Annotated in this window: 19 protein-coding genes; 8 read left to right on the top strand and 11 right to left on the bottom strand. The window is 61.2% G+C overall.

The genetic code is table 11. The features are described from left to right. Nucleotides 1-36 precede the first annotated feature (36 nt). The 3 genes from hisC to V8J81_RS12730 are packed head-to-tail and all read left to right on the top strand — an operon-like array spanning nt 37 to nt 3004. Nucleotides 37-1122 (top strand): histidinol-phosphate transaminase, encoded by a 1086-nt coding sequence (hisC, locus tag V8J81_RS12740; protein WP_368476129.1) that lies wholly within the window; start codon nt 37-39, stop codon nt 1120-1122. Next, nucleotides 1119-2051: a prephenate/arogenate dehydrogenase family protein gene (locus V8J81_RS12735; RefSeq protein WP_368476128.1), complete on the top strand. Its 933-nt coding sequence runs from the start codon at nt 1119-1121 to the stop codon at nt 2049-2051. Before hisC ends, V8J81_RS12735 begins: the two co-directional genes overlap by 4 nt. Further along, nucleotides 2048-3004, top strand: a complete 957-nt coding sequence (locus tag V8J81_RS12730; RefSeq protein ID WP_368476127.1) for an extensin-like domain-containing protein — start codon at nt 2048-2050, stop codon at nt 3002-3004. Before V8J81_RS12735 ends, V8J81_RS12730 begins: the two co-directional genes overlap by 4 nt. On the opposite strand, the gene V8J81_RS12725 is transcribed toward V8J81_RS12730, so the two are convergent. Then, a complete protein-coding gene (locus V8J81_RS12725) occupies nt 3001-4002 on the bottom strand; it encodes a DUF2125 domain-containing protein (protein ID WP_368476126.1) in 1002 nt (333 codons plus the stop codon). The two genes, V8J81_RS12730 and V8J81_RS12725, sit on opposite strands and share 4 nt — an antisense overlap. Nucleotides 4003-4061: 59 nt before the next feature. Here V8J81_RS12725 and V8J81_RS12720 point away from each other — a divergent pair, with 59 nt between their 5' ends. The 3 genes from V8J81_RS12720 (at nt 4062) to V8J81_RS12710 (ending at nt 8149) form a co-directional block, all read left to right on the top strand. Then, nucleotides 4062-4604: a gamma-glutamylcyclotransferase gene (locus tag V8J81_RS12720; protein WP_368476125.1), complete on the top strand. Its 543-nt coding sequence runs from the start codon at nt 4062-4064 to the stop codon at nt 4602-4604. A gap of 72 nt (nt 4605-4676) precedes the next feature. Next, complete coding sequence (locus V8J81_RS12715) at nt 4677-5882, top strand: biopolymer transporter ExbB (RefSeq protein ID WP_368476124.1); 1206 nt, start codon at nt 4677-4679, stop codon at nt 5880-5882. A gap of 2 nt (nt 5883-5884) precedes the next feature. Continuing rightward, complete coding sequence (locus V8J81_RS12710; protein ID WP_368476123.1) at nt 5885-8149, top strand: peptidoglycan -binding protein; 2265 nt, start codon at nt 5885-5887, stop codon at nt 8147-8149. Here the strand turns inward: V8J81_RS12710 and V8J81_RS12705 are convergent. The 3 genes from V8J81_RS12705 to gloB all read right to left on the bottom strand — a co-directional run bounded on the left by V8J81_RS12705 (nt 8146) and on the right by gloB (nt 12610). Next, nucleotides 8146-9090 carry a M23 family metallopeptidase gene (locus V8J81_RS12705; protein ID WP_368476122.1) on the bottom strand — a complete coding sequence of 315 codons (945 nt, stop codon included), beginning with the start codon at nt 9088-9090 and terminating at the stop codon, nt 8146-8148. The two genes, V8J81_RS12710 and V8J81_RS12705, sit on opposite strands and share 4 nt — an antisense overlap. A 203-nt stretch (nt 9091-9293) precedes the next feature. Then, nucleotides 9294-11630, bottom strand: a complete 2337-nt coding sequence (clpA, locus tag V8J81_RS12700) for an ATP-dependent Clp protease ATP-binding subunit ClpA (RefSeq protein ID WP_368477638.1) — start codon at nt 11628-11630, stop codon at nt 9294-9296. Nucleotides 11631-11839: 209 nt separating this feature from the next. After that, complete coding sequence (gloB, locus tag V8J81_RS12695; RefSeq protein WP_368476121.1) at nt 11840-12610, bottom strand: hydroxyacylglutathione hydrolase; 771 nt, start codon at nt 12608-12610, stop codon at nt 11840-11842. Between the two features lie 78 nt (nt 12611-12688). Between gloB and V8J81_RS12690 the strand changes: the two genes are divergently transcribed. Continuing rightward, nucleotides 12689-13447: a class I SAM-dependent methyltransferase gene (locus V8J81_RS12690; RefSeq protein ID WP_368476120.1), complete on the top strand. Its 759-nt coding sequence runs from the start codon at nt 12689-12691 to the stop codon at nt 13445-13447. After that, nucleotides 13444-13986, top strand: a complete 543-nt coding sequence (locus V8J81_RS12685) for a flavodoxin family protein (RefSeq protein ID WP_368476119.1) — start codon at nt 13444-13446, stop codon at nt 13984-13986. Before V8J81_RS12690 ends, V8J81_RS12685 begins: the two co-directional genes overlap by 4 nt. Nucleotides 13987-14518: 532 nt before the next feature. Here the strand turns inward: V8J81_RS12685 and V8J81_RS12680 are convergent. The 7 genes from V8J81_RS12680 to V8J81_RS12650 form a co-directional block, all read right to left on the bottom strand. Beyond that, entirely contained in the window at nt 14519-15724 is a 1206-nt protein-coding gene (locus V8J81_RS12680) for an acyl-CoA dehydrogenase family protein (protein ID WP_368476118.1), read from the bottom strand. 178 nt (nt 15725-15902) lie between these two features. After that, nucleotides 15903-16934, bottom strand: a complete 1032-nt coding sequence (locus V8J81_RS12675; RefSeq protein WP_368476117.1) for a helix-turn-helix domain-containing protein — start codon at nt 16932-16934, stop codon at nt 15903-15905. 305 nt (nt 16935-17239) lie between these two features. Continuing rightward, on the bottom strand, nt 17240-18619 hold the full coding sequence (locus V8J81_RS12670; RefSeq protein ID WP_368476116.1) for an FGGY-family carbohydrate kinase: 1380 nt from the start codon (nt 18617-18619) through the stop codon (nt 17240-17242). Further along, complete coding sequence (rhaM, locus tag V8J81_RS12665) at nt 18616-18930, bottom strand: L-rhamnose mutarotase (RefSeq protein ID WP_368476115.1); 315 nt, start codon at nt 18928-18930, stop codon at nt 18616-18618. Before rhaM ends, V8J81_RS12670 begins: the two co-directional genes overlap by 4 nt. A gap of 11 nt (nt 18931-18941) precedes the next feature. Then, complete coding sequence (locus tag V8J81_RS12660; protein ID WP_368476114.1) at nt 18942-19925, bottom strand: ABC transporter permease; 984 nt, start codon at nt 19923-19925, stop codon at nt 18942-18944. Further along, entirely contained in the window at nt 19922-20908 is a 987-nt protein-coding gene (locus tag V8J81_RS12655; protein ID WP_368476113.1) for an ABC transporter permease, read from the bottom strand. The genes V8J81_RS12660 and V8J81_RS12655 overlap by 4 nt, the downstream gene beginning before the upstream one ends. Then, the gene (locus V8J81_RS12650) at nt 20905-22437 is read right to left on the bottom strand and encodes a sugar ABC transporter ATP-binding protein (protein WP_368476112.1); all 1533 of its coding nucleotides are present in this window, start codon (nt 22435-22437) and stop codon (nt 20905-20907) included. Before V8J81_RS12650 ends, V8J81_RS12655 begins: the two co-directional genes overlap by 4 nt. Nucleotides 22438-22467: the final 30 nt, after the last annotated feature.

Genomic DNA, 22467 nt, shown 5'->3' with positions numbered 1-22467 from the left:
CGCTAGAACCCTGCGGAACTGCAAACAGGATCTGAGATGACCGCCCCCATTCGACCGCAACCCGGCATCCTCGACATCGCGCTTTATCAAGGCGGGGCCTCGAAGATCGAAGGCCATGCCGAGCCGTTGAAGTTGAGCTCGAACGAGAACCCGTTCGGAGCTTGTCCGGCTGCGGTTGAGGCAATGGGTGCAGCGTTGAGTGAAAGCCACCGCTATCCGCCGACCGATCACGGCCCCCTGCGTGCTGCTATTGCGGAGGTCTATGGCCTTGATGCGGAGCGGATCATCTGCGGTGTCGGCTCGGACGAGGTGATCCATTTCCTTTGTCAGGCTTATGCCGGGCCGGGCGACGAGGTGCTCTATACCGAACACGGATTTGGGATGTACCGGATCAGCGCTTTGGCTTGTGGTGCCACGCCGGTTCAGGTGCCAGAGGCTGAGCGCCGCGTGGATGTGGAGACATTGATCGGCGGCTTGACTGAGAAGACCCGCCTGATCTTCCTCGCCAACCCGGCGAACCCTACAGCGACGATGCTGGAACGCGGCGATCTGGATCGGCTGGCGGACGCTTTGCCGGACCAGTGCCTGCTGGTGCTGGACGGCGCCTATGCGGAATTCGCGGAAGGGTATGATGGTGGCGCGGCACTTGTGGAAAACCGCGACAACGTGGTGATGACGCGCACATTCTCAAAGGCATATGGGCTTGGTGGGCTGCGTGTTGGCTATGGTTATGGGCCGCAGCACGTCATCGACACGCTCAATCGCATTCGGGGGCCATTCAACTTGTCTGGTATTGCCTTGGCGGGGGCTGAGGCGGCGGTGCGGGACCGGGATTGGGTCGCCGAGTGCATTCGCGTGAACGCGGACGAGCGCGCGCGCTTGACGGGCGGCTTGCGTCAGCTTGGCATCGCCTGTGATGAGAGCTTTGCCAATTTCGTCCTCGCCCGGTTCGCGGATGAGGCGGAGGCAGACGCGGCAGACGCTTACCTGAAATCGCAGGGCATTATCGTGCGCGCGCCGAAAAGTTATGGCTTACCGCATTGCCTGCGGATCACGGTGGGCCGCCCGGAAGACAATGACCGCGTGCTTGGCGCACTTGCGTCATTCAAGGGGGCGGAATGAGCGTGATTTACCAACGTGTTGCGCTGATCGGTCTCGGCCTGATCGCAGGCTCCATCGCCCATGCGATGCGCCGCAAGGGGCTGGCGGGTGAGATTGTGGGCACCGCAAGGTCAGCTGAGACGCGGGATGTGGCGCGAGAGATTGGGTTGTGTGACCGGATCGTCGATACAGCGGCCGAGGCCGTGGCAGACGCGGATTTGGTGGTGCTCTGCGTGCCCGTTGGCGCGATGTCGGCCGTCGCCGCCGAGATTGCGCCGCATCTGGCCGCTGGCGCGACAGTGACGGATGTTGGCTCGGTCAAATGCGAAGTGATCGAAGCAGTCGGCCCGCATCTGCCCGAGGGCGTGCATTTCGTACCGGGCCACCCCGTGGCGGGCACCGAGCATTCTGGCCCAAGGTCCGGCTTTGCCGAGCTTTTTGACAATCGCTACCTTCTGCTGACGCCGGTTGAGGGCACAGACCCTGCCGCGACCGTGCGGTTGAGAAGCCTGTGGGAAGGCTGTGGGGCGATTGTGGAGGAAATGGATGCCGAGCATCACGATCTGGTGCTCGCCGTTACCTCTCACACACCGCACCTGATCGCCTACACGATGGTTGGCGTGGCGGATGATCTGCGGCGCGTGACCGATAGCGAGGTCATTAAATATTCAGCCGCTGGATTCCGCGATTTCACGCGAATTGCTGCCAGTGACCCGACCATGTGGCGCGACGTTTTCCTGTCGAACAAAGAGGCGACACTGGAAATCCTGGGGCGTTTCACGGAAGAGCTTTTCGCCCTGCAACGGGCGATCCGCACCGGTGATGGGGACCATCTGCATGATTATTTCACCCGCACGCGCGCCATCCGGCGTGGTATTATCGAGGCGGGGCAAGATACAGACGCGCCTAACTTTGGGCGTGGTGCGACACGGAAGGACGAGGGCGCATGAGGGTACGCGCGGGTCTGTTGGCGATTGCATTGGCGGTGCCTGCTTTGGCGGCGGCACAGCAAGCCGAGGTGCGCGTTATCACGGCGACGGAACTTGCACCGGGCGCGTCTTTGCGCCCACCCGCGCGGCCTGGTGGCACGCCCGTGCCCTCTGCGGGATCCGGCGCAGATGCTGGCGTCGCTGCAGCCGCCACTGCGCAACCGCAATCGCCAAATCGACGCCCTGGCATCCTCGGTGGTCTGTTCCGGCCGCGCCAGAATGGCGGCGGGCTTGGCGCAGTTAACGCCGCTCCGACTGTCGTCGCGGGCGGCGGGACGGCCCTTGCCGTGGCCAGTTCCTTGCGCCCGACCCTGCGCCCCGATGGGCTGGAAAGCCGCGTACGCGCCGCAGCAACGCGCAACACGCCAAGCACCGTAACGCGCCCCGGCCAAAGCTCTGGGCAGCTTTGCGGTGTGGTTGGGTTGCAAGGCGATGTGATTGAGCCGGTGACAGGCCGGATCAGCGGCTGTGGCATTCAAAACGCCGTACGGCTTCGTGTGGTTCACGGCGTGCAGCTGACAACACCAGCAACGATCAACTGCGTCACCGCGCAGTCCATCAGCCAGTGGGTGCTGGATGCCGACGACATCATCGGAAATACCGGCGGTGGCATGGCGAACCTGCGTGTGCTCGCCAGCTATGCATGCCGGACCCGAAATTCACAGCGCGGTGCGCGGCTGTCTGAGCATTCCACCGGGAACGCCATCGATATTGGCGGGATCGGCCTGCAAAATGGCTCTGAACTGAGCGTTTTAAGCGATTGGCGCAGTGGGAATTCCGGCATCATGCGTAGCCTTCATGAGGCGGCTTGCGGCACGTTCGGCACGGTGCTTGGACCGGAATCCGACCGGTTCCACCAGGACCACTTCCACTTCGACGTGGCGTCCTACCGATCCGGCGCGTACTGCCGTTAACGGATCCGCAGCGACGGGGCGGGGCCGATGGGCAGTGGCCCGATAAACACGCGTCCGTTTGAGAAATTGAGCGTCGCATCGATATTCTCGGCGCTGCCATTCATTCCTGCCAGAACCTCAAGCATCGCCTCAGCCGTCGGGCGGATGCGTTCTGGCAGGACGCCTGCATTCTCCGCAAGCTCAAGCATGGCGCGCCAGTTTTCGGCCCTGACCGCAAGTTCGCCTTCGGGGATGCCGCCTGCCGTGACATCCAGCGTGCCTGTAGCGCGGAACAACATGTCGCCCCAGGTCGCCGTTATGCTTTCGATTTCCAATTCAGTCGGTTGCGGTCGCCGATCTTCTAACGCCGTCATGTCCCAAGGCTGGTCGAAGCGTGCGCGGGTGTTCACGCTGAGTTGGTTAATCCGCTCAGGCAGGACGCCGACGGGATCCAGACGATTGCGGATAACCTCCGGCGGAAACAGCTCAAAGGCGATCAGGTTGACCTCGTAACGGCGATCTTCACCGTCCATCCGCGTGACAGTCAGGTCTGCCTCTTCCAGCGCCGTTGTCCAGCCATTGGAGGAAGTCACTTCAAGCTGCGACAGGAATCCGCGCGCGCCGTCGAGGGCGAAATTGCTGGTTGGCTGAACGTCGAGGTTTGCGAACATTGCGCTGCTGGTCAGTGTCAAACGCTCCTCAGGGGAGGCGATGATCTGTTCTTCAGGGAAATAGGCGGCGAGGCGGTCGAGGCGGAACACCTCCTGCTCCAGACGGAAGCGCGGGGTGGACCAGGCGAGGCCGGTTTCGGGGTCGGCCAGTTGGATGTCCGTGAACTCTGTCTCGAAATCCAGCGGGAAGCCTTCAACGGACACGTCCGCAACGTTCACAACCCACCCTTCGACCTGCCGATCATCTAGCCAGCGGGTCGCAGCCGTCTGCATCGTCATCGCGGCCACGGCCCAAGCGATGCCGCCAAGCACCGCCAGAACGATGATCAGGATCAAAAGCCGTTTCATACCACTCCCCTTCCGGCGTTCTATCGCCTATAGCGGCGGGGCACGACAAGGACCATTCCATGACGTCTTCTCTTTGGGTTTTCGGCTACGGCTCGCTTCTTTGGAACCCCGGGTTCCCGGTGGCTGAGACGCGCATTGCGCGGCTGCACGGCTGGCATCGATCGTTTTGCATGACGTCGATCCACCATCGCGGGACGGAGGCTGATCCGGGCCTTGTTCTGGCGCTGGATGAGGCCCCGTCGGCCTTTTGCGATGGACTTGCATTGCGCGCCGAAGCAGGGACCGAAGAGGCGACTTTGGCCTATTTGCGTGAACGGGAGCTGATTTCTTCGGCCTATATCGAGACGCGGCAGGAGATCGAGTTTCGCGATGGCGCGCGACAGGGCGATGTGTTGGCCTACGTAATTGATCGATCCCACGTGCAGTATTGTCAGCATCCGCTGGACGTGCAGGCCCGGATTATTGCGGGCGCCCATGGCGGGCGTGGGCCGAATGACGAATACCTCTGCAATACCGCCGCGCATCTTGCGGAGTTGGGCATCGGCGATGATGACCTCGACAGCCTTGTGGCTCAGGTGCGGGCGATCAATAGCACTGCGTAAGGCTTTTGTTGGCGAAAAGGTCCGGCCCGTGTAAGGTCGCGCCAGAGACGACCAAAGAGCGATTGAAACGCCATGGCGAGCAGCAGAGAGGGCGCAGGCGCGCTCCGCTTTACACGACCGACACAGCAGATCGTGCTGATGGTGATCATCCTTGCGTTGGTCATTGCGGGTGGCGTGTTGGTCTGGCCCCGCGTGCAGCCCGTATTCCTGTCGGCGCCGTTCCTGAACGGGACAATTGGCGTTGTGTTCATCGTGGGCGTCTTCGCCACGTTCTTCCAGGTGATCCAGCTGTTTTCGTCCGTTGCGTGGATCGAGCAATTGGCCGGTGGTGGGGCCGCGAGTGAAGAGGATAAACCCCCGCGTTTGTTGGCCGCGATGACCGGTGTGGCGCGGATGCGCGGGAACCGGATGCAGGTGACGCCCGCCTCGGCCAAATCGGTGCTGGATTCGGTTGGCGCGCGGATGGAAGAAAGCCGCGACATCACGCGGTATATCGCCAACCTTCTGATTTTTCTGGGCCTTTTGGGCACGTTCTTTGGCCTCGCCACCACGGTTCCGGCGGTGGTTGAGACGATCCGGTCGTTGCAGCCGACCGATGGGGAGGAAGGTTTGGCCGTGTTCGGGCGTCTCATGGACGGCCTTGATGATCAGCTCGGCGGCATGGGCACAGCCTTTGCCTCGTCGCTGTTGGGCCTCGCGGGCTCCCTGATCGTAGGCCTGTTGGAGCTTTATGCCGGCCACGGGCAGAACCGCTTCTACCGCGAATTGGAGGAATGGCTGGCCTCGATCACGCGTGTTTCCTTCTCGTCTGGCGAGGGCGACGGGGCCATCGACAAGGCGGCGATTGCGACTGTGCTGGACCACATGGTCGACCAGATGGACACACTGCAATCGCTGTTCGCTCAATCTGAAACGCGCCGCGCGGCGACGGAGCAACGGCTTCTGAACCTGTCGCAATCGGTTGAAGGGCTGACAGAACGCCTCGGGCCCGGGCAAGTCGCCGTGACGGAACGTCTTGCCACCGCGCAGGACCGACTTGCTGCGGCTTTGGACGGGTTGGCTGCCGAAAACGGGCTAGACGACGAAAGCCGCAACCGCTTGCGCTCGATCGACGTGCAGCTGTTCAAACTCGCTGAGGAGATGGGCGCGACCCGCGATGCAGAGGTTTCGGGCCTGCGTGGCGACATCGCACAGCTGACCGAGGCGCTTCAGGCCCTGACCCAAGCCGCCCGCGCACCGGCTGAGGCCCGCGCGCGCCGTCAAGCACAGGGCGAGTAGCGATGGCCTTTCACCGCGGCGCACGCCAAGGCATGTCGGGCACCATATGGCCCGGTTTTGTCGATGCGATCACCGCGCTGCTGATGGTGATGATCTTCGTCCTGTCGATCTTCATGGTCATGCAATTCGTCCTGTCGGAAGAGATCAGCACGCAGGATGATGAGCTGAATTCCTTGACCGCGCAGGTCAACCAATTGGCGGAGGCGCTGGGTCTGGAAGAGGCACGCTCGGGCGATCTGGAAAACCGGGTGGCGACGCTGACTGGCTCCCTTACCGCAGCCGAAGAACAGGCGGCGGCGCAGGAGGCGTTGATTGCCTCACTCACGACGGAAAGCGCAGAACGGGCCGCGCGGATCGTGGCATTTGAAGAACAAGTGGCAGGGTTGCTCGCACAAAACAGCGAGTTGGCGGCTGGACTGGCGGCGACCGAAGGCGAATTGGCCGAAGCCATGTCAGAGGCGGAGGCGTTGAACTTGGCGCTTGCCACAGCACGGTCCGAGATCGACGCCACGGCAGAGGCTGCGCGTCTGGCGGCGGCACGTCGGGAGGCGCTGGAAGCGTTGATTGCCGACATGGAAGCGCAGGCGGAGGAGCGGGACGGCTCGCTGACCGATGCCTTGCGCGCTTTGGCGGCGGCAGAGACGCGGAATGCGCAGCTCGCGGGCGCGCTTTTGGAACGCGATAGCACACTGTCGGATGCGCTGGCGGCCTTGGCGACAGGGGATGAACGAGTCGCGGAATTGCAGGCAGAGTTGCAAGGCGTTGAGGCGGAATTATCGGCGGAGGAAGCCGCTCGGCTGGCGGAACTTGCAGCGGCAGAGGCGTTGCGCCAGCGCTTGGGTGAGGTTGAAGCCGCGCTGTCTGAGGAGGAGGCCGCTCGTCTGGCCGAGGCGGCTGCCGCAGCGGCGTTGCAGGCGCTGCTTGAGGCGTCGAACGCGGCCTTGTCCGAAGAAGAGGCTGCGCGTCTGGCCGAGGCTGCGGCGGCGGAAGCCTTGCGGCGGCGGCTTGAGGATGCGGATGCTGAGTTGACGGCGATGTCGCTGGCCTTGGAAGAACAGCGCCAGCGGGCCGAGGATACACTGACCCTTCTGGCTGCGGCTGATGCGGCACGTGAGGATCTGGCGACGCGGTTGGCCGGTGCACTGGCCCGCGCAGATGAGGGGCAGGGCGAGGCGGCGACTTTGGCTGATGCCCTTGCCGCAGCTGAGCTGGAACTGGGTCGCGTGGAAACCGCGCTCGAGGCGCAATCCAGCGATATGTCGGAGTTGGAAACGCAATTGGCTTTGGCGTTGTCGCGACTCGAAAGCGCGGAAGCGAGCACGGCCGCGCGTTTGGCCGCGTTGGAGGCGCAGATCGCAGAGGCTGAGGCGGAAGCGAGTGCCGCGAATGCCGAGGCGTCAGAGGCATCGGGTGAGCTGTCTACGCTCGAGGCACAATTGGCCGCTGCATTGGCGGCGCGGCAAAGCACCGACGCGGAACTGGCCGAGGCGTTGAGCGAGGCAGAGGTGCGCGATGCATTGCTGGCACAGGCAAATCAGGAGTTGGAAGCTGCTGAAAGCGCGTCGGCTGAGAGCGCGCGGCAGGTGGCTTTGTTGAACGAGCAGGTGGCCGCGTTGCGGGCGCAATTGGGCTCGTTGGAGGCGCTTCTGGACGTGGCCGATGAGCGGGATTCGGAGGCTCAGGTTCAGATCAGCGCGCTGGGATCGCGGTTGAACACGGCGCTGGCGCAACTGGCGGCGGAAGAGCGCGCGAATGCGGCGTTGGAGGCGGCGGAGGCCGAGCGGTTGGCCGCAGAGGCGCAGGAATTGGAGCGCTATCGCTCTGAATTCTTTGGACGTTTGCGGGAATTGCTGGAAGGCCGCGAAGGGGTGCGCATTGAGGGTGACCGGTTCGTCTTCTCGTCCGAGGTGCTCTTCGAGGTCGGTTCGGCAGATCTGGCCGACGAAGGTTTGGCCCAAATTCAACGGGTTGCGGACCTGCTTTTGGAAGTGGCCGACGAGATCCCGTCGGAGATTGATTGGATCATCCGGGTGGATGGGCACACGGACGACCAGCAGCTGCGCGAGGGGGCGCAATTTGCCAACAATTGGGAATTGAGCCAGGCGCGGGCCTTGTCCGTTGTCCTCTATATGTCTGAAAACCTTGGGATTCCTCCGTCGCGATTGGCGGCCACCGGGTTTGGAGAGCATCGCCCGATTGCGTCGAACGGAACGGCGGAAGGGCAGGCGGCGAACCGGCGGATCGAGTTGAAACTAACGGAACGCTAAGGGACGTCGACCGTGACGACGCGACTGTCGACGAGAAAATTGTTCCGGCTGATCATGACTGTTCCACGGTAAGTGCCTGTTTCCAAACCGTTTCTAATGCGCAGACCTGAGGCGCGGAAAAGCTGTGCCTGGGTGCGTTCAAGCGTAATATCGCCGTAATGCAGGTTTTCCCCGGCAGGATCGGTGATGATCAATTCGACCCGGTCCCCGGCCTGGCCGTTGTGGAAAAAACCCCAAACAACAAGAGCTTCGCTGTTGCGCGGAAGGCTTTCGACGTTTGCGGTTCCGGCCTGGATGGCACCGTATTCCGGCACTGTTTCAGCAAACCCGGCGCTGAGGATGCCGCCGGCTGGGACGGAGAGCTCATCTGCCCAAAGCGGGGTGGCGTCGATGGCGCAGGTGTTCGACTCGGCCGGGTCGAACGGGTCGACGTGGGTGCCGTCTTGGCGGACGGAAATGTGCAAGTGCGGGAATTCTGTCGCGCCAGAATATCCAATGGTTCCAAGGGGTTGACCAGATTCAACCTGATCGCCGCTGGCCACGGAGACGGAGCCCTGGGCAAGGTGACAATACTGCGTTTGCCAGCCATTTCCGTGATCCAGAACGACGCCGTTTCCGCAATCCTGACCCTCTGGGAAGCCATCTATTCCGGTGTCAGGGACCGTGTTGCGGGTGCCGAGGACGGTGCCGGGGGCGGCGGCGAGGACCGGGACGTCGGTAGCCATCGCTGCGAAGTCGGGCAGGCGGATATCGGTGCCTTGGTGCCCATCGTAAGTCATTGATCCACAGCGGAAATCCTGCGCCTCGGGACCTGGGTCGCGGTCCATGAGCTGCTGGATCACGCAGCTCTCACCAAGAGTGCAATCAACTGGGAAGGTGAGTTGCAGGGCGTCTTGGGCGAGCGTTGGCGTGGCGGTCAGAAGGGCCAGTAAAGCGGCCAAAACCCCTCCCGTTCGGGAGGAGTTGTTCCCTAACGGGAGGGGTTTTGTAGTTAACGGACCCGAATATGTTCCCGAACGGGAGGAGTTTGGGCGCAAAATGCGCGGTCTTCCCGAACGGGAGGAGTTTGATCCTGGCGTAAGCCCGGCAGCGAAAGGGTCGGCAGATTGCTCTGCCGACCCCTGATGCTCTGGTCCGAACCTGATCAATCTGCCGTCAGAAGCGGAGGCTTCTTTTTGGACGAAAGGCGCGGGCTGCCGGGTTCTTCGATCCGCAGCTCGATCTCGCCATCCTTGACGCCGACCTTGACGTTGCCGCCTTTGGCCAGTTTGCCGAAGAGAAGCTCTTCCGCGAGCGGCTTCTTGATATGCTCTTGGATCACGCGGCCAAGCGGGCGGGCGCCCATCCGGTCGTCGTAGCCCTTGTCGGCCAGCCATTCGGCGGCGGGCTTGGTGAGCTCGATCGTGACGTTGCGGTCCATCAGCTGCGCCTCCAGTTGGAGGACGAACTTTTCGACCACTTGCAGGATCACATCCTTTGGCAACGCGCCGAAGGAAATGACCGCGTCCAGACGGTTGCGGAATTCCGGCGTGAAGGTGCGTTCGATCGCGGCAGTGTCTTCGCCCTCACGACGGTCCCGACCGAAGCCGATGGCTGCCTTGGCTTGCTCTGCCGCGCCAGCGTTCGAGGTCATGATGAGGACCACGTTGCGGAAATCGACGGAGCGACCGTTGTGGTCGGTGAGCGTGCCGTGATCCATGACCTGCAAGAGGATGTTGAAGACATCCGGATGCGCCTTCTCGATCTCGTCAAGCAGCAGCACGCAATGCGGATGCTGGTCGACGCCATCGGTCAGAAGGCCGCCCTGGTCGAAGCCGACATAGCCCGGAGGGGCCCCGATCAGGCGCGAGACGGCGTGCTTTTCCATGTATTCGGACATGTCGAAGCGCAGCATCTCTACCCCGAGCGTGTCGGCCAATTGCTTGGCCACCTCGGTCTTGCCGACGCCGGTGGGACCCGCGAACAGGTAGTTGCCGATGGGCTTTTCCGGTTCGCGCAGACCCGCGCGGGCGAGTTTGATGGACGAGGCCAAAGCTTCGATCGCCGTATCCTGCCCGAAGACAACGCGCTTTAGGGAGACTTCGAGGTCTTTGAGAACCTCGGCATCGTCCTTGGAGACGTTCTTGGGTGGGATGCGGGCAATCTTGGCCACGACATCTTCGATTTCCTTGGTGCCGATGGTTTTGCGACGCTTGGATTCAGCCACAAGGTGCTGTGCGGCCCCGGCTTCATCGATCACGTCGATGGCCTTGTCGGGCAGCTTGCGGTCGTTGATGTAGCGGCTGGACAGCTCCACCGCGGTCTTGATCGCATCGGCGGTGTATTTGACGGAGTGATGCTCCTCAAAATAGGGCTTGAGGCCCTTGAGGATCTTCACGCTGTCTTCCACCGAAGGCTCGGTCACGTCGATCTTCTGGAACCGGCGGGAAAGCGCGCGGTCCTTTTCAAAATGCTGACGGTATTCCTTGTAGGTAGTGGAGCCCATGCAGCGCAGTCCACCGCCCTGAAGCGCTGGCTTCAGGAGGTTGGAGGCATCCATTGCGCCGCCGGAGGTCGCACCGGCACCGATGACGGTGTGGATTTCGTCGATGAACAGCACCGCATCGGGGTGATCTTCGAGTTCCTTGACCACGGCCTTCAGGCGTTCCTCAAAGTCGCCGCGATAGCGGGTGCCTGCGAGCAACGCGCCCATGTCGAGTGAATAGATCGTGGCGCCTTGCAGCACCTCAGGCGTCTGGCCTTCGACGATTTTCTTGGCGAGGCCTTCGGCGATGGCGGTTTTGCCTACGCCCGGATCGCCCACGAGTAGCGGGTTGTTCTTACGGCGGCGGCAGAGGACCTGAATGCAACGCTCAACCTCATGGGAACGGCCGATCAGGGGATCGACATCGCCCTTGGTGGCTTTGGCATTGAGATCTACGCAGTATTTGGCGAGGGCGGATTCCTTGCCCTCCTCCTCAACCTCGCCGCCTTGGACGGCCTGGCCTTCACTCTCTTCATCCTCGGCCCCGGACACGGAGCGTGCTTCGCCGTAGGACGGATCCTTGGCGACGCCGTGGGCGATGAAGTTGACCGCGTCGTAGCGGGTCATGTCCTGTTCTTGCAGGAAGTAGGCGGCGTTGCTTTCGCGTTCGGCGAAGATCGCGACCAGCACGTTTGCGCCGGTCACCTCGGTGCGGCCGGAGGATTGGACGTGGATCGCCGCGCGCTGAATGACGCGCTGGAAGGCCGCCGTTGGTACGGCCTCAGACCCTTCAACATCGGTTTCCAGTGTCGAGAGATCATCATCGATGAATTTCACGAGTGTTTCGCGAAGGATTTCGACATCCACCGAGCAGGCCTTCATGACCTTTTGCGCATCGGGTTCGTCGATCAGGGCAAGCAGCAAGTGTTCCAGCGTTGCAAGCTCGTGACGACGAGCATTCGCATTCGCCAGGGCAGCGTGGATGGCCTGTTCCAAAGTGGTCGAAAAAGATGGCACGTCGCGTGCTCCTTTCGTCTGCATCGAGGGGCGCAAGCCACCGCTCGATTGTGGCCTCATATGATTAAGTTTTGCTTTCCGCGCGGAGGTTTCAAGAAAAAACGCATCAACGGTCCGTGTTCGGGGCCACAAGATGCTGGGGTATACAGGTTAATCCGGCGTAAGGTATTGGGGTTGCACGGTTTTGTGGCAGGGTGCCGCAAAGGTGATCAAAACGCATCTTTTCTTGCTCGGATCTCGGCAAAGACGCGGGCGGGGGCGGCATCGGCCAATCCGAGGGCGGTGGCGATGTCGGGGTTGGTCGCGCGCAGGAACGGGTTTGTGGCCAATTCCAGGGCGAGGGTGGAGGGAACGGTTGGACGGTCTGCCGTACGGGCGGCGTCGATTTCAGCTATGCGAGAGATAAGGTCAGGATTGTCGGGTTCAATGGTTATCGCAAATCGCGCGTTGGATGCGGTGTATTCGTGGCCGGAATAGATCATGGTCTCAGGCGGCAGTGCGGCGAGCTTGCTGAGGCTATCCCACATCTGATCGGGCGTGCCCTCGAACAGGCGGCCACAGCCAAGCGCCATAAGGCTGTCGGCAGTGAAGGCGGCGTTGGCCGCGGGGACAATGAAGGCGAGGTGGTTGTCGCAATGGCCGGAGACGTCGAGGACGTCGGCTGTGAGGCCGCCGATCTGGAAGCTGTCGCCTTCTGCCAGCTTGTGGTCAAGCGCGGGCAGGCGGGCGGCGTCGGCCCCGCAGCCACAGACCGCGCCGCCTTTTGCAGCTTTCAGCGCGTCGACGCCCTGCACATGGTCCCAATGGTGGTGGGTGATCAGGATGTGCGACAGCGTCCAACCGCGCGCGTCAAGCTCGGCGATGATGGGCGCGTGATCGGGCACGTCGATGCAGGCGGTGGCCCCGGTATCGGGGTCATGCAGCAGGAAGGCGTAGTTGTCCGACAGGCACGGGATGGTGACGATCTGCGGCTCGGACATGGTAATCCCCCCTTGGTTGGCTATCTTCAGGTTTGAGTGTGCGCCGGTGCGCGCGCGGGTTCAAACGGATAACGGGTCATGCATCTCGACGTTCTCGATCTGCGGCAATTCTACTACCGCACACGGTTGGGCCGGATCGCGCAGAAGGCGGTGCGGGAGCGGATGTTGAAGATGTGGCCGGAGGCAAAGGGGCAGACGGTCGTGGGCTTTGGGTTCGCGGTGCCGCTGTTGCGCCCGTATCTGGCGGACGCGCGGCGGGTGATTGCCCTGATGCCGGGCGAGCAGGGCGTGATGCCCTGGCCGGCGGGGTTGGAGAATGTCTCAGCCCTTTGCCGCGAAAGCCTGTGGCCGGTGCAATCGGAAAGCGCGGACAAGCTGGTGTGCCTGCATGGGGTGGAGACGTCCGAGCATCCGGCGGCGGTTTTGGAGGAATGCCAGCGGGTGTTGGCGCCGGGCGGGCGGGCGCTGTTCATCGTCCCGAACCGGTCGGGCATGTGGGCGCGGCGGGATGGCACGCCGTTTGGGTTCGGGCGCCCCTATTCGCTGGGGCAGTTGGAGGCGCAGTTGAAGCGGCATGATTTCGTGCCAGAGCGTCATGCTGCGGCGTTGTTCTCCCCTCCGTCGCACCGGAAGTTTTGGCTGAAATCGTCGGACATGCTGGAGCGGATCGGCGGCAAGCTGACCCGCAGCCGGGCGGGCGGGGTGATCTTGCTGGAGGCGTCAAAGCGTGTGCCTGCGCGGCCACGGCCCGGATTGGCGGCGGCGGTACGGCGGCCCTTACGGGTTCTGGAAGGCGCGCCGACGCCGGCGGGAGTCTCCGGGCGGGACGTTTCGTGATCTGTATCGTCTATTTCAGCGGCACCGGGCACACGCGGATGCTGGCGCAGGCTGTGGCCGAGGGCGCGGAAGAGGTGCAGTTGATCGACGTGGAGGCGATGGGACCGGAGGATTGGGTGGCGCTTGATGCGGCGGAGGCCATCATCTTTGGCGCGCCGACCTATATGGGGTCGACGGCTGCCCGGTTTGACATGTTTCTGGAGGAAGCGGCGAGCCGGTGGGACACGGGGCTTTGGGCTGACAAGGTGGCGGCCGGATTCACGGTGGCGGTGCATCCGTCGGGCGACAAGATGAATGCCCTCGTGCGATTGGCGGTGTTTGCGGCGCAGATGGGGATGATCTGGGTCGGGCAGTCAGAAATTGGCGCACCGGTCAAGCCGGAGCGGGAAGGCATCAACCGCGATGGGTCGTGGTTGGGGCTAATGGCGACGGATCCGGTGAGCGAGGGGGACAAGGCGACGGCGCGCCTGTTTGGGGCACGGGTGGCGGGAGCAAGCGCGCGGTGGGCAGCGGGTGGTTGCAAGGTTGCTCACGCATGATATCGGGCTTTGTAGCCGCGTAACACATTGAAAAATAAATAGTAGGATTGAAAAATCCTTCTAGGATTGTAGAAATATTTTCGAGTTTATTTCGATGTTCCCTTATGAGTGGGAGGACTGGAGCTTGCCATGCAGGCGAGCCCTTCCTGGTTTCCTTCGTTTGACCGCAAAGCCCCCAGCGTCGGGCCGGGGCCTGTCGACCCTGCGGGAATTTCCAGGGGCCTTACGCCCACCAAATCCCATGCCCACCAAACCCGCACTCCGCCCATTTTGAATGTCATGTTCAGAGAAATCGCCCGCTGCCAGTCTGCCGATTGCACGAGTAAAATCTGCCAGGGGGGGGGCGCCGGACGGCGCGGCCCGTCTCGTGATATCGCTGTGCGATACTCTGTCAGGCATTGGATCGCGCGACGGCTGCGCCGTTGCTAACCCGCTAGTAAAAAAACCGAAGGTCGGCTGTGTGGGACAGTGCGGTCGTTCACAATTGAATTGTAAACGACCGCGTTCAATAACTGCCGATAGCAGAGGCTGATCACTCGGCTGCAACGGCGGCGGTGTCTTCTTCCGCCTCGCCAAACCCCTGCGGCACTGGCAAATCGGGCAAGCTTGCTGCACGCTTTTGCAAGGCGCGTCCGATAACGACGCGGCTGATTTCGGTCGTGCCGTCTACGATCCGCAGCATCTGGGCAAGCCGCGAAAGACGGTCCAATCCATAGGGCTGCAAAAGCCCCATTCCGCCCAACACCTGAGTGCATGTATTGGCGGCCTTGACTGCAGCGTCAGGAACAAAGCGTTTGGCATGGGCGGCCATCAACGGACCCTCTGGCGTGCCGAGCGCTTCAGCTGCTTTGCGATACAGCAGCTTGGACGCTTCTAGGTCAGTTGCCACTTCGCCGAGCATCCATTGAATCCCGTCGAGATCCAGATTTTTGCCGCCAAACATCTTACGGTTCTTGGAATAAGACAGCGCGGTATCAAGGGCGGCTTGCATCAACCCACAACACCCGGACGCAATAGAAACCCGAGCAATATCGATCGCCATGAGCGACCCTTGCAGGCCCTGACCAATGGGCAGGATGATGTTGTCTTCGCTGACCACCACCTTGTCGAGGTACATCTCGGACATGGGCAGGAAGTTGTAGGATGGGGTGTCATAGAGTGGGCCAAAGGAGATTCCCGGTGCGTCCGCGGGAATCGCGATCATCGCCATGTCCTTATGGCCCGGCACATCACTGGTTTTCACGACTGTGAAATACACATCTGCCTCGGTTGCCAAGCTGACCCACGCCTTCGCACCACTTATTGTCCATGTGCCGTCGCCGTTGATCGTAGCACGTGTGTACATCTTCATCGGGTCGGACCCTGACTGCGGTTCGGTCAGCGCAAAGTTTGCCAGTTTGCGGCCCGAGGTCAGATCACGCGCCCATTTTTCCTTGAAGGCGTCGGTCCCATATCCGCAGCCCGCAAAGGTGCAGATGTTGTGCATCGAAAGGGCAAAGGCATAGGCCCCATCTCCTAACCCCAATTGCTCGTAAACCTGAATGCCTTCCGACAAAGGCAAACCCTGACCGCCCCATTCTTCGGGGGCATATAGCCCGGTGAGACCGGCCGCCCCCGCCTTGTCCGACGCATCGCGCGGCCAGGACTTGGCGGTGTTCCAAGCGTCCACATTGGGCGCGATGACATCTTTGGCATGCGCGAGGGCTGCGGCGAGAATTGCGTCGAGTTTGTCGGACATGGGATGATCCTTTTGAGCGGCGTGCATTGTCATATCCCGCCGTTTCAAGGCGAGACGGCGGGATACTCGAAAAGACGGGTGAGCAAGGTTGAGCAAATGATTCTAATGTTGGAATAGAGCCCAGCAGCGCCGCCCTCTATCTCGCCAGGTGACAACTTATTGTCGAAAAGTGACAAATTCAGCCGCTGGCTGGATGGTTGCGCCGATAGGAACTGGGCGTATTGCCGGTCCATCTTTGAAAGGCCTTGTGAAAGTTGGCAGCCGACGAAAACCCCACCTCGTGCGCAATGGCCTCGATGGAATGCTGCCCTGACTGCAGGTGGCGGATCGCAATGTCGCGGCGCAAGGCGTCCTTGATCGCCTGAAAGGTGGTGCCGTTCGCCTCCAGCTTTCGGATTAACGTGCGTGGGGTCATGTGCATGGCACTTGCAGCCGCGGTAAGGTTCGCCCTGTCCCAATCTGTCTGGCTGAGATAAGTGCGGACGCGCAATGACTGAGTGTGTTGCTGGGACCGTGTGAAAATCCAATCGCGCGGGGCGTTTTCCAAAAAGCGATCCAGATCAGCCGAAGGACGCGACTGTACTGTCCCCAAGACATCCAAAGAAAACGAAATTGAGGTCGCGTGCTGGCCGAACTGAACTGCCGCAGGAAAGACCACGGCATAATCCTCTTCGAACACGGGCCGCTCAAAGGAAAAACCGACCCTTGCGACGGGCACCTCGTATCGCGCGAGCCAGGATAGCAACCCATGCGCCAGTTTCAGGATCAGCATTTGTCCAAATCGCTGGGCCGCTTGATCACCTTGCGGAGTAAGTTGCAGCGTCACGTCCGCGCCCGTTTCAATCAATGCGAATTGATAGTCATCAAGCAGCAGGTTCCAGAACGTCGAAAATCGAAACAGCGCAGACGCCAGCGACGTTGCTTCCCGGACCGACGTTAGAAGATGCTGAAGGGCGCGCGGACGTATGGGGCGGGACCACAGCCCCATCATTTCATCGCCAGTCTCAACTGCGGCAAGTTGATACAAGCAGACAATTTGATCCAACGTCACCCGCTCCTGCGATGGCATCTGGTCTGCTGCCAAGTCGGCGCGCTTCAAAAATGAGCGGTATTCAAGCTCCGTGCAAAGTGGACGCAAGGCGGCAAGCCAATCTGCGATGAATTGGCGTGACACTGTCGCGTAGATTGGCGGGGTTACTTCAGTGGTCATGCAGAATTAGGTATCATCGACTTATCCAGTGGTTAAGGTCGGGCGTCGTCGACTTTGCGATGCCGTGATTACGCTGCGTCGCGGCTCGTGAGAACGGACGTTCGCTGGAACAACGGAATCGAAAAAGTCTAGGCAAACCCCGGGCTGGTCACTCTCGATGCCGGATCATTGCTCTTCACAGCCGCAACACGTCGCTCTGCAAAGCTGCGAACAACATCTCGGACAGGTCGCAGACCTTCGTTGCGCTTCCAAGAAGCTGGGTATGGTAGTTTTTTGAATTATTTGGCTGAATTTCCAGTTTCGCACTAGGCGCTTTCGTCATTGCGAACCTGACTGCGCCAAGCCTCGGCATAGGCGAAAAAACAATCTTCGAGTTGATCGGGCGTCACCTCGCCATTCGTCCGCTGCTCATAGGCTGGCCCTTCCACGAGAAGCGCAGCGCCGATACTTGTGCCGGTCTGGCCTGCCGCCGGAACAACGGGCGACCCTGAGGCCGCTGCCAGCATCTCGACGAATGCCTTGTTCTTTGAGAACGGACCTTCGACCACGATCTGGCCTCGATGGCCTGTCAGCTCTAGGCAAACCGACGTGACCATTGCGCAGTAGAAGGAGGCTGCAATCTGGATCGCGCTTTCGCTTTCCGGTGCAGTGCCACCTGCCCATCCGCCTGCCTGACCTTTGAAGGGTCCGGTTTCCGGCGCAAACGACGGGTGCAGCATGATTTTCTCGGCAAGGACTCGGTTCAAGGAGATTGAGTCTTGGTCCGCTGACGGATCAGGGCAAATCGTTTCAAATTCGCGCCCCCCCATGAAGCGCGCAGATGGAACCGGATTGCCCTTGGCGGACACGTTCATCAAGGTATCGAGCCTCTCATCCAGTTCAACCTTTGCGCCTTCGATCGTCATGGCAATGATCCACGTTCCGGTTGAGACAACGGAAAACGGAGCCGTTCGAGTCAGCAGGTGCGGCAGCAGAGATGCATTTGAGTCATGCACTCCGCAGGTAACCGGTGTGTCCACTGGCAGCCCGGTTGCCTCTGCCACCGATGGTAGCAAGCCACCCAACTTGTCGGCTGGGGCGCGCACCGGTGCGAGTGCGCTGGATATGCCGAGGGTCGCTGCCAATTGCGACACCTTCCTCTCGCCCGGAAGCCAAAGGTCGGTGTGACATCCCAATGAGGTAAAATCTGTGGCCGCGACACCTGTCAGGAGAAACGCCCAGTATTGCGGGTAGGTCACGATCTGTGCGGTGCGGTCACGCAGATCAGGGTCTTGCTGAAACAGCCAATGCAGTTGGGCGCCAACGTTCAAACCGCCTGCCAGTTTTGGGGAACCGGTGACACTGAAGTCGGGGCGTATGGCGGCGTAGTCGCCTGCCAAGTCGTCGGGGCCGGGATGTTCATAATCAAGCATCGGGGCAGCCAGCCCGCCTTCTTCGTTTAGTAAGACAATGGACGCCCCGTGGGCTGTTATCGAAATCGCGTCGACACCATGGGTTTCGTGGAATTGCTTGAGCGCCGCTTTCAGAAACTGCCAATGCCCGTCCAAGTCAAAGTGCGGCCATGGCGGGCCAGGGCGCACGATATTGGGCCGTGTGACGACGGCGATCTCAGAAAGGCTGTCGCGGTCCACAAGCGCGAGCTTGGCATTGGTCTTGCCGATGTCGATGACCGCGACATGGGTCATGGCAAGTGGAACACCGGCACCAAAGGCGTGGCGACCGGCTCATTGTCTGGATGCGTTTCCATGATGTCAGCCATATGGGCCCACCAGCGCTGCATCACGGGATGATTGGGCAAAGCGTCCATTCCATGATCCGCAGGTCGCCAAAGCACGCCGAAAAGGATGTTGGTGTCGGGATCAAGATGGATGGAATAGTCACTGACCCCGGCCTCGTGCAAAAGCGTCACAAGCTCAGGCCAGATCTCGTCATGGCGCTTGCGATATTCGTCGAGGCAACCGGGGTTGAGGTGCATTTTGAAGGCGAATTTCTCCATTCCTCCCTCCATCACGCGCGCAACATGGCCCACAGCCGGGGCAGGGCGATCACGCCAATCAGCAGGCAGCCGATGAAGATCGACATGACGATCCCGGGCACGTTCAGAAGACCTAGTCCGAAGGTCACGAGACCCATCACAAAGGCTGCAATCACGACACCCGGGATGGAGCCTGATCCGCCGAGAATGTTCACTCCGCCTAAGACCACCATAGTCACAACCTCAAGTTCCCACCCCAGCGCGATGGTGGGCCGTGTCGATCCTAGGCGAGAGGTTAGGCAAACAGCAGCCACCCCAGCCATTAGCCCGGTCAGTAGGAAGAGGATGAACTTCACACGCGCGACTTTGATGCCTGAGAACAGGGCACCCGTAGGATTGTTGCCGATGGCATAAACCGCGCGCCCGAAATTCGTGCGATGCAGCAGGACGTAGTAGAGGATCGCGAGCCCGGCAAAGAGCACGAATTCGAACGAAATCACCCAATAGACATAGCCCTGCCCGAAGAAGCTGAAATCACTCGGGTAGCCACGAAACCCCTGATCGCCCAGAACGATGTAGGAGATACCGCGGAAAAGGCTCATCGTGCCGATGGTCACAACGATGGACGGCAAGCCAAGAGCGGTCACCAGCAGGCCATTGAACGCGCCACATAGTAGCCCGGTGGTCAGGCCGATCATCACCAGCCCCCATGTGCCGACGTCGAACTGTAAGGCATATCCCATGGCGGTGGAGGCCAGCGCTATGATGGAGGCGACCGAAAGGTCAATCTCGCCCGCGATGATCAGCAAGGCCATGGCGAACGCAATCATCGCCTTTTCGGTGAAATTAAAGGTCGCGTCGCTGAGGTTCCAGGCATTCAGGAAGTAGGGCGACAGGAAGCTGTTGGTGATGAAGATCGCAATGGCAACGGCCAGCAGCAGTGTCTCCCACGACTTGAAGGCCTTCAGCGCGGGGCTTTGCAGACGGTCGGGGATATGGCGGGTCGTGTCGCTCATGCCTGGGCCTCCTGTTCTGCGCGTTTGAGGATGATCCGGCCCTGTCTGCGTCCGGCGCGGGCGTTGAAGGCCACGGCAATCACGATGGCCGCGCCTGAGATTGCCAACTGCCAGAAGGGGGAGATGCCCACGACGGGTAGCGCATTTTTAATGATGCCCAGGAAGAGCGCGCCAAGAACGGCCCCCATGATGGTCCCCGCACCGCCCGCAATGGCGATGCCGCCGATGACGCAGGCGGCGACGACCTCCAACTCAAAGCCCCGCGCGATGTCCACATAAGCCACCGAATAGCGCGCTACCCAAAGGTATCCGCACAGGCCTGACAAGGTGCCGGACAGAACAAACGCCCAGAACTGCGTCCGTCCGACATTCAGGCCGGTGTAGACGGCGGCGTTGGGGTTGCCGCCCACCGCGTAGAAGGCGCGGCCAAGCGGTGTGCGTGCAACCATGACCAGCAGGGCGATGGTGGCGAGAATGGCAATCCAGGCCAACACGGGAAGGCCAAGAATATCGGCGCGGGGGAAGCCGGTGAAAGCGGCGCTCATCTCATGGGCATTCACCCATTGGCCATCGGAAATCACGAAGATGATGCCCCGGTAAATGGTCAACGTGCCAAGCGTCACCACGATGGGCGGAATGGAAAGCTTCCAGACCAGTATGCCGTTGAACGCCCCCAGCACCGCGCCAAGCGCCAAGGCCACCACAAGGATTACCGGAATCGGCAAGCCCGGATAGGCCACGTTCAGCATTGCACAGACCATTCCGGTCAGCGCGAGGTTCGAGGCAACTGAAAGATCGATACACCGCGTCAGGATCACCACCGCCTGACCAAGGGCAAGGATGATCAGCGGTGAGGTATCCGTCAGTACGTCGACGAGGTTGCCAGGCTGGATGAAGGCCGGAAAGCGGCTGGCGATCAGCGCCAGAAGCGCAAGGATCACGCCCACCAGCAGCACCTCACGGGATTTCAGAAGGCGGGTCATTGGGCCTCTCCTATGCCGGCAGCGTGGCGGACCAGCGTTTCAGGGGTCAGCTCATCCCCTTCCAATTCCGCCGCGATCAGCCCCTCGCGCATGACGATCACGCAGTCCGACATGCCGAGGATTTCGGGGATTTCCGAGCTGACCATGATCACGGCCAGCCCCTCGGCGGCGAGTTCCGCCATGAAGGTATGGACCGCAGCCTTAGATCCGATGTCGATGCCCTTTGTCGGTTCATCCAGAATAATGACCTTGGGCTTCGTGGCCAACCATTTGGCGATCACCACTTTCTGCTGATTGCCGCCGGAAAGATTGCCCACATCCTGATCCAGCGCCGCCGCGCGGAGGTCGAGCCGTTCGGTATAGCCGCGCGCTAGGTCAAACTCTCGGGCGAGTTTCAAAAACCCGCTGCGTGAGGTCTGGCCAAGGGAGGGTAAGGTGACATTTTGGAAGATCGGCAGGCCAAGAATCGCGCCCTGCTGCCCGCGATCCTCGGGGACATAGACGATCCCATTGGCAACCGCGTCGGCGGGCGAGCGGATGGTACGCGCTTCGCCGTCAATTGTGATCGTTCCAGCAGAAGGTCGCGTAATTCCGAATATGGCTTGCATCAACTCGGACCGGCCCGCGCCGACGAGGCCGTAGAAGCCCAGGATTTCGCCCGACCGTAGCGTAAGATCGATGCCGTCGAATTCTGTGGGATGTGCAAACCCTTCGACACGCAGAACCTCATCGCCGGCTTGATGGTTGCGATTGGGGAAGATCTGATCGACCGCACGCCCGACCATAAGCTGCACTAGGTCGCCTTCGGTCACGTCTGCCATCAGGCCCGCGCCCACATGCTCCCCGTCCCGAAAGACAGCATAGCGGTCGGCGATGCGGAAAATCTCGTCGAACTTGTGAGAGATGAAGAGGATCGCGCGACCTTCGGCCTTCAGCCGGTCGACCAATTCATAAAGCTCTTCAATTTCCTTTTGGGACAGGGCGGCTGTCGGCTCATCCATGACGACCACACGCGCATCGACGGACAGGGCGCGGGCGATGGCCACAAGGTGTTTGTTTGCGATGCCCAGGTCTTTCAGCGGCGTCGTCGGATCAAGCGCGGCGTCGATCCGGTCAAGGATATCAGCCGCGCGCTTGTTCATTGCGGCCGTGTCGATCAAGCCAAAGCGCCCACGCGGCGCATGGCCGATGAATATGTTTTCCGCGACCGAAAGCTCATCGAACAGAACGGTTTCCTGATGGATCGCGGTGATACCTGCGGCGGTCGCATCGTCGGCAGTGGCGAAATGAACTGGTGCGCCGTCGACTTCGATCTCGCCTTCATCGGCGCGGTAAATGCCGGTCAGCACTTTAACGATGGTGGACTTGCCTGCACCGTTTTCACCGATCAGGGCGGTGACCTGGCCGGGGTAAAGCTCCAGCGAAACGCCGTTAAGCGCCTTTACGCCGGGGAATGTCTTGGTCACGTCGGACAGTCGCAGCACGGGGATATCGTGCGCCGCGTCCGCTTTGGGGGCGAGCTGTTGCATCAAGTCCGTCCGAAAGGTTGAAACACCCGG

Origin of the sequence: Gymnodinialimonas sp. 202GB13-11 (genome assembly GCF_040932485.1) — a bacterium.
GTDB lineage: Bacteria > Pseudomonadota > Alphaproteobacteria > Rhodobacterales > Rhodobacteraceae > Gymnodinialimonas > Gymnodinialimonas hymeniacidonis.
The sequence above is the reverse complement of the archived record's forward strand: the minus strand, read 5'-3'. Positions and strand labels throughout refer to the sequence as shown.